A 7,098-nucleotide genomic window follows, 5' to 3' on the forward strand; every position below is an offset into this window, starting at 1 on the left:
TCACAGACTTCATGGCAGCCTACAATTTCGCCCGGCGCCTCAAGACCCTCGGTGGCCTCACGCCATACGAATACATCTGCAAGGTCTGGATTTCAGAGCCGGATCGTTTCATCCTCGACCCGATCCACCAGATGCCGGGACTGAACACCTAGGATAACCACAGGAGCTGATAAATTTGCAATCGGGATTGGGCCCTCGTTCGCAGATCACCATTTCGACTAGCGGCTTGGAAACGCTTCACAAAAGGGCCTAACAGATGCGCGCACTCGATCACCAATCAACGGCTCAACAACCTTTTGCACAACGGGTGGCGACCACAGAGGCGGGCGGACGAGGCAATCGACAACGGCGCGCTGGCGCCCGTTCAGCGAAATATCGGCTGAAACCATTCGAGCTGTTTACATCCTAAGATTAGAGGTTAGCGTACGCTCAAAACGACCCGGAACCCCTGCAGTAACGCGCGGGGCTGACGTAAGAAAAAGCGGAGTAGGGATGGCGATCACGCTGCAAGCGAAGGGGCTGACGAAGGAGTTCGATGGATTCGTCGCGGTGAACAACGTCGATCTCTCGATCGAGAAGGGGTCCATTCACGCCCTAATCGGCCCCAACGGGGCCGGCAAGACGACCTGTTTCAACCTGTTGACGAAGTTCCTGCAACCGACGCGCGGAACGATCACCTACGAAGGGCGCGACATCACTCGCATGAAGCCGACCGATATCGCCCGACTGGGCATGGTGCGGTCGTTCCAGATCTCAGCAATCTTTCCCGACCTGTCGGTGCTGCAGAATGTGCGCGTCGCGTTGCAGCGCACCCGTGGCGAAAGCTACGATTTCTGGCGATCCAACCGAATCTTGGCTAAGCTCAACGATCAGGCTTGCGCGCATCTCGACGAGGTCGGGCTCGCGGATTTCACCAACGAGCGGGCCGCAGCGTTGCCTTACGGGCGCAAGCGCGCGCTGGAGATCGCGACTACGCTCGCGCTCGAGCCCGACATGCTGCTGCTCGACGAGCCGATGGCTGGCATGGGGCGCGAGGACGTCACGTTGATCTCGCAGTTGATTCGCCGGATCGCCAAGAATCGTACCGTGCTGATGGTCGAACACAACTTGTCGGTCGTGGCCGATCTGTCGGATCGCATCACCGTTCTGGCGCGTGGCGAGATATTGGCCGAGGGGACCTATGCAGAGATTTCCACATCCCCCGAAGTGATCGAGGCCTATATCGGAGCGAGCCATGAGTGACCCGTCCAATGTGCTGCTGAAGGTCGCCGGACTGCAGGGCTGGTATGGCGAAAGCCATGTCCTGCACGGGATCGACTTCGAGGTCCGCAAGGGCGAGGTCGTCACCCTTCTGGGCCGCAACGGGGCGGGCAAGACCTCGACCCTGCTGGCGATAATGGGCATCCTGGAAAAGCGGACCGGGTCGATCACGTTCTCCGGCACCGAGCTGATCGGGTTGCAGCCGCGCCAGATTGCCCGGCTGGGGGTCGCTTTCTGCCCCGAGGAACGCGGGATCTTTTCGTCGCTGAGCGTCGAGGAAAATCTGATGCTGCCACCCCGCATATCCGAGGGTGGTCTCAGCATCGAGCGGATCTACGACCTTTTCCCGAACCTATACGAGCGGCGGAAAAGCAGCCAGGGGTCCAAGCTGTCGGGGGGCGAACAGCAGATGCTTGCCATCGCGCGGATCCTGCGCACCGGCGCGAAGACCCTCCTTCTGGACGAGCCGACCGAGGGGCTGGCCCCGGTGATCGTCCAGCAGATCGGCCACACCATCGCGGCCCTCAAGGAAGAGGGCTTCACCATCGTGCTGGTCGAGCAGAACTTCCATTTTGCCGCATCGGTCGCCGACCGCCACTACGTCATCGATCAGGGCCGCGTCGTGGACATGATCCCCAACGACCAGCTTGAAGAGAATACCGAGAAACTGCACGACTACCTGGGTGTCTGACCATCACGGCACCCGGAAAAAGGCGCATGTGCGCCGCAAACAGGAGGAAAAGACATGATCAGGAAACTTGCCATTAGCTGCTCAGCTCTGGCTGCGATCACCGGCGCGCCGGCGCTGGCCCAGGACATCGACGTCAAGCTCGGTGTGCTCAATGACCGCTCGGGCACCTATGCGGACCTGTCGGGCGAAGGTTCGGCCGTGGCTACGCGCATGGCTGTCGAGGATTTCGGCGCCGCCGAGAAGGGCCTGAACGTCGAGGTCGTTTCGGCCGATCACCAGAACAAGCCCGATGTCGGCAGCAACATCGCACGCGAGTGGTACGAAGCCGACGGTGTCCATGCCATCGTGGACGTGCCGACCTCGTCGGTGGCGCTGGCCGTGGCCGACATCACCGCTGACGAGAACGGCGTGTTCCTTATTTCCGGGGCCGGGTCGACCAGCCTGACACGCGAGCAGTGCCAGCCGACCACCGTGCACTGGACCTACGACACCGCCGCGCTCGCCAATGGTACCGGCGGGGCCGTGACCAATGCCGGCGGCAAGAAGTGGTTCTTCCTGACCGCCGACTACGCGTTCGGCCACTCACTGGAGGAAAACACCATGGCCGTCGTCCGCGATAATGGCGGCGAGATAATGGGTAGCGTGCGTCACCCCTTTCCGGCGCAGGATTTCTCGTCCTATCTGCTGCAAGCTCAGGGCTCCGGGGCTGACGTGATCGGGCTGGCCAATGCCGGCAGCGACACTGTCAACGCGATCAAGCAGGCGTCGGAATTCGGCATCACGCAGGCAGGCCAGTCGCTGGCCGCGCTACTGATGTTCGTCACCGACGTGCATTCGCTGGGGGCCGAAACCGCGCAAGGTCTGAACCTGACAGAGGCCTTCTACTGGGATCAGAATGACGCAACCCGCGCCTGGACCGAACGCTACGAGGCCGAGATGGGCTCAAAGCCGACGATGGTCCATGCCGGAGCTTATTCGGCCACCATGGCCTATCTGGCCGCGGTCGAGGCCGTGGGCAGTGCCGAGGACGGCGCCGCCATCGTCGCCCAGATGCGCGAGATGGAGATCGACGATCCACTCTTCGGCAAGGTCGAGATCCGCGGCGACGGTCGCGCGATCCACGATATGTACCTCTTCGAGGTCAAATCGCCGGACGAATCGGAGGGCGAATGGGACCTCTACAACCAGATCGCGACTATCAGCGGCGAGGACGCCTTCCTGCCGATGCTGGACGAGTGCGACTTTTCCAAGCAGTAAGCCCTGAAATGGACCGTCCCTCGGCTGAACCGGGGGGCGGATACCCGCTAAACCGACGAACACTCCAAGGATAGCCGTCATGTTCGAGCTTCTGGGAATACCGCCACAGGTCCTGCTGGGCCAGCTTCTGCTGGGGCTGATCAACGGGTCGTTCTATGCGGTACTGTCGCTGGGTCTGGCGGTGATTTTCGGGTTGCTCAACATCATCAATTTCGCCCACGGCGCACTTTACATGGCGGCCGCCTTCGTGGCTTGGATGCTGCTGAACTATCTTGGCATAGGCTACTGGCCCGCGCTTATCCTCGCACCGCTGATCGTCGGTGCCTTCGGAATGGTGCTGGAACGCACGATGCTGTCGCGCCTCTATCACCTCGATCACCTCTATGGGCTGTTGCTGACCTTCGGTCTGGCGCTCGTCATCCAAGGGCTGTTTCGCAATTATTACGGCATTTCCGGTCTGCCCTACCAGATCCCTGAATTGCTGTCGGGCGGGCAGAACCTCGGCTTCATGTTCCTGCCCAACTACCGCGCCTGGATCGTTGTCGCCTCTGTCCTGGTGTGCTTCGGCACCTGGTTCATGATCGAGAAGACACGGCTGGGCGCCTACCTGCGCGCCGGCACCGAGAACCCGACGCTGGTCGGGGCGTTCGGCGTGAACGTGCCGCTGATGATCACCCTGACCTACGGTTTCGGCGTGGCGCTGGCTGGGTTCGCCGGCGTGCTGGCCGCGCCGATCTACTCGGTCAACCCGAACATGGGCGAGCAATTGATCATCACCGTCTTCGCGGTGGTGGTGATCGGCGGCATGGGCTCGATCATGGGGGCGATCCTGACCGGCTACATGCTGGGCATCGTTGAGGGCCTGACGCGGGTGTTCTATCCTGAGGGATCCGCCGTCGTGATCTTCGTCATCATGGCAATCGTACTGATGATAAAACCTGAAGGACTGTTCGGGAGGCCCGCCTGATGGCTATGAACGACACCACGACCGAGAGCGCGCCTGCAATCGAATCCGCCGGCATGCCGGTATTGCACAAGATCATCTTCGCCGTGCTGCTGGTCTTTCTGATCGCGCTGCCGTTCTTCGTCTATCCGGTCTTCGCGATGAAGGTCATGTGTTTCGCGCTGTTCGCGGCGGCGTTCAATCTTCTTCTGGGCTTTGGCGGGTTGCTGTCGTTTGGCCATGCCGCCTATTTCGGCGGTGCCAGCTATATCGCCGCGCATGCCGCCAAAGTCTGGGGGCTGACCCCGGAACTGTCGATCCTGTGCGGGGCCGCGGCCGCGGCATTTCTTGGCGTCGTCATCGGTTCGCTGGCAATCCGAAGGCAGGGTATCTACTTCGCAATGGTGACGCTGGCCTTCGCGCAGATGGTTTATTTCATCGCGCTGCAGGCGGATTTCACCGGCGGCGAGGACGGCATTCAGAGCGTCCCGCGCGGTGATCTCTTCGGGCTGATTCCGCTTGCCGACAACATGGCACTTTACTTCTTTGTGCTCGTGGTGACGTTCGGGGGTATCCTAGCACTTTACCGGGTCGTGCATTCGCCCTTCGGCGAGGTCCTGAAGGCGATCCGCGAGAACGAGCAGCGCGCTATTTCCCTCGGCTACGACGTAAACCGCTACAAGCTGATCGTCTTCACCCTGTCGGCAACGATGTCGGGGGTGGCGGGTGCCACGAAAAGCCAGGTGTTCCAGCTGGCCACACTGACCGACGTGCACTGGTCGATGTCGGGCGAGGTCGTGCTTATGACGCTTCTGGGCGGCATGGGCACGGTCTTTGGGCCGCTTGTGGGCGCGGGCTTGATCGTGACGATGCAGAACTACCTCGCCACGTTCGGGGCTTGGGTCACCATCATCCAAGGGGTAATCTTCGTGATCGGGGTGCTGATGTTCCGCGAGGGGATCGTGGGTGTTATTTCGCGCTGGCTTAAACGATCGCTCTGATTCCGCAAAAGAAGGGCACTCCTTCGCCGTCAACGCCGACGGGCCCCAGCGACCGCGAATGTCGTTCGAGTCAAATGGCGTCGTCGTTGAAAGCGTTCGACCCGACCTTATCTCCGCAAGGATATCCGGCCCGAGCGGTCTAGTCATCTGGAACTATAGTTCGTGTCATTTCAGGACAGATATGAGGAGATGATGCGATGGTGGGGCGTGTGGCGGACGAGGTGGTTCTGAGCGACGAGGAGCGGGCCTTGCTGGAGGCACAGGTTCGGAGGCACAAGGCGGCGCGATCGCTTTCGGACCGATGCCGTATGATCCTGCTCTGTGCGGACGGGCTGCAAAGCAAAGAAGTTGGTGCTTAGCTTGGAGGCCATGAACACACTGTCGGAAAATGGCGATGGCGTTTCGTGAAGGATCGGATCGAAGGGCTCACCGACGAATACCGCCCTGACCGCCCACGAACGATCTCGGACGAACAGGTTGCCGATGTGATCAAGCGAATACTGGAAACGACGCCAAAGGATGCAACCCATTGGTCGATCCGGTCGATGGCCGAAGAAATCGGTCTGTCACACACCACGATCCGCCGCATCTGGAATGCTTTCGGGCTGCAGCCGCGAAGTGTTATCGCATCCTATATTCTTCAGAAGCGCTTTTCGCATACCATGCCGCCATCGGACATTCGCCAGTGCCAGCATGAATTTCCGGTATGGGCCGTCCCTGAAGACGGTCCTCTTCTTCAGATTTCAATGGCTGTTGCGATCGCAAGAGCATCCTCATGCTCGACGCCGATGCGCACGGGTTTCTGTGTTTTGCTTTGCAGCACCGACGCGCGTTCGTTGATCTGGCCGGACGCCATGACATCGAGCCCCTCGACTCCTACCTGACCTCACCCCTCGCCAGATACGATCTTGCCAGCCCTGTCCACAGCCCGTTTCTGAGGGTCGTCCATCAGGTGGGCATAGCGCGCCGTCGTCTGGGCCTGTGTGTGACCCAGGAGCCGGCCAATGGTCTCCAAGGTCTCACCGTCGCTGACCAGGAAAGAAGTAACCATCCGGCGTAGGCCGTGGTCTCTGGCGTCTCTCAGATCGTAGGCTTGGGTTTGTGGGGCCGCGGGGCCCATTTCTTCGCAAGCCGGTCGAAGCGTTCGATGATACTGTCGATCTCGGCATCTTCGGCGTCGAAGTTCCCGCCCGACCAGTGGACCATATCCGTGTGCTGCTCGTGGTTGGGGTCGGCGAGAGCTTCGAGGAACTCCTCGTAGCCCCAGGCGCCGCCGACGTCCTCGGGCGGGCTGGCCCCGGAGGCCTTCAGCAGCCGTGGATAGGTCATGCCTGGGGCGGCCTCGTTGACCCGCTCGATCCGGATACTGTGGTCCCAGTCATCGCCGAAGTCGTAGACATACTGGATCGTCCTCGTGCCAGTCTGGTCGATCATCTTTTCCAAGGTCATCTTCTTCGCGTCCATGGGGCCGTCGTAGAACCCGTCCGGGTCGGGCACGCCCCAACCGGCATCCCCCACCCGGAACTCATAGAGATGGGTGTCCGTCCAGCCCATGGCCGCTTGGATGACCTCATGCAGCCGGTCGAGCCTGATCTTTAGCGGCACCTCGATGTGGCGTATCGGCATTGGCTCGACGTCGTTCAGGATGATCCGGAGGCGGGCGATCAGGGTCATGCGGCCATCCTTTGGCGGGTTGCGGACCAGTTCCAGGGCAGCAGTTCCGGCACCTGGGAGGCTGTCGTGCCGGGTAGCCGGGCCAGGACATCGGCGAGCCAGGCCTGAGTATCGACATCGTTCATCTTTGCGGTGACGATAAGAGTGATCCTGCCCCGGATTGGTGGACACCCATGATAGGCTTTCGAGCCAACGGAAGGAGTGTCCGATGGAGAAGAAGCGCCGGTATTTTCCGGATGAGTTCAAGCGGCAGGCTGCGGAGCGCGTCGAGA

The 7,098-nt window shown here is 61.0% G+C and carries 6 protein-coding genes and 3 pseudogenes; 7 read left to right on the forward strand and 2 right to left on the reverse strand.

The window, feature by feature from the left end; genetic code table 11:
• From C6W92_RS17105 to C6W92_RS17135, 7 genes and pseudogenes are all read left to right on the forward strand, one after another.
• Positions 1 to 152 (forward strand): annotated as a pseudogene (locus C6W92_RS17105) (IS481 family transposase); the annotation flags it as partial.
• A 340-nt stretch (positions 153 to 492) separates the two neighbouring features.
• Entirely contained in the window at positions 493 to 1,242 is a 750-nt protein-coding gene (locus C6W92_RS17110; protein WP_129435308.1) for an ABC transporter ATP-binding protein, read from the forward strand.
• Positions 1,235 to 1,951: an ABC transporter ATP-binding protein gene (locus tag C6W92_RS17115; protein ID WP_129435310.1), complete on the forward strand. Its 717-nt coding sequence runs from the start codon at positions 1,235 to 1,237 to the stop codon at positions 1,949 to 1,951. Before C6W92_RS17110 ends, C6W92_RS17115 begins: the two co-directional genes overlap by 8 nt.
• Positions 1,952 to 2,005: 54 nt before the next feature.
• Positions 2,006 to 3,208 carry an ABC transporter substrate-binding protein gene (locus C6W92_RS17120; RefSeq protein ID WP_129435312.1) on the forward strand — a complete coding sequence of 401 codons (1,203 nt, stop codon included), beginning with the start codon at positions 2,006 to 2,008 and terminating at the stop codon, positions 3,206 to 3,208.
• A 79-nt stretch (positions 3,209 to 3,287) separates the two neighbouring features.
• Positions 3,288 to 4,175, forward strand: coding sequence for a branched-chain amino acid ABC transporter permease (locus C6W92_RS17125; protein ID WP_129435314.1), 888 nt, complete (start codon positions 3,288 to 3,290; stop codon positions 4,173 to 4,175).
• Positions 4,175 to 5,152 carry a branched-chain amino acid ABC transporter permease gene (locus C6W92_RS17130; RefSeq protein WP_129435316.1) on the forward strand — a complete coding sequence of 326 codons (978 nt, stop codon included), beginning with the start codon at positions 4,175 to 4,177 and terminating at the stop codon, positions 5,150 to 5,152. The genes C6W92_RS17125 and C6W92_RS17130 overlap by 1 nt, the downstream gene beginning before the upstream one ends.
• Before the next feature lie 197 nt (positions 5,153 to 5,349).
• Positions 5,350 to 5,766: pseudogene (locus C6W92_RS17135) on the forward strand (helix-turn-helix domain-containing protein); the annotation flags it as partial.
• A 466-nt stretch (positions 5,767 to 6,232) separates the two neighbouring features.
• On the opposite strand, the gene C6W92_RS18075 reads toward C6W92_RS17135, so the two are convergent.
• Positions 6,233 to 6,826, reverse strand: a complete 594-nt coding sequence (locus tag C6W92_RS18075; protein ID WP_241691205.1) for a plasmid pRiA4b ORF-3 family protein — start codon at positions 6,824 to 6,826, stop codon at positions 6,233 to 6,235.
• Positions 6,823 to 6,972: pseudogene (locus C6W92_RS17150) on the reverse strand (transposase domain-containing protein); the annotation flags it as partial. The pseudogene C6W92_RS17150 and the gene C6W92_RS18075, both read right to left, overlap by 4 nt.
• Between the last annotated feature and the right edge of the window lie 126 nt (positions 6,973 to 7,098).

The organism is Roseovarius sp. A46, assembly GCF_004126395.1.
Taxonomy (GTDB): domain Bacteria; phylum Pseudomonadota; class Alphaproteobacteria; order Rhodobacterales; family Rhodobacteraceae; genus Roseovarius; species Roseovarius nitratireducens.

Excerpts from the sequence above, each read along its gene's own strand:
- C6W92_RS17110 (WP_129435308.1), top strand. The coding sequence starts at position 493 with ATGGCGATCACGCTGCAAGCGAAGGGGCTGACGAAGGAGTTCGATGGA.
- C6W92_RS17125 (WP_129435314.1), top strand. The coding sequence starts at position 3,288 with ATGTTCGAGCTTCTGGGAATACCGCCACAGGTCCTGCTGGGCCAGCTT.
- C6W92_RS17115 (WP_129435310.1), top strand. The coding sequence starts at position 1,235 with ATGAGTGACCCGTCCAATGTGCTGCTGAAGGTCGCCGGACTGCAGGGC.
- C6W92_RS18075 (WP_241691205.1), bottom strand. The coding sequence starts at position 6,826 with ATGACCCTGATCGCCCGCCTCCGGATCATCCTGAACGACGTCGAGCCA.
- C6W92_RS17120 (WP_129435312.1), top strand. The coding sequence starts at position 2,006 with ATGATCAGGAAACTTGCCATTAGCTGCTCAGCTCTGGCTGCGATCACC.
- C6W92_RS17130 (WP_129435316.1), top strand. The coding sequence starts at position 4,175 with ATGGCTATGAACGACACCACGACCGAGAGCGCGCCTGCAATCGAATCC.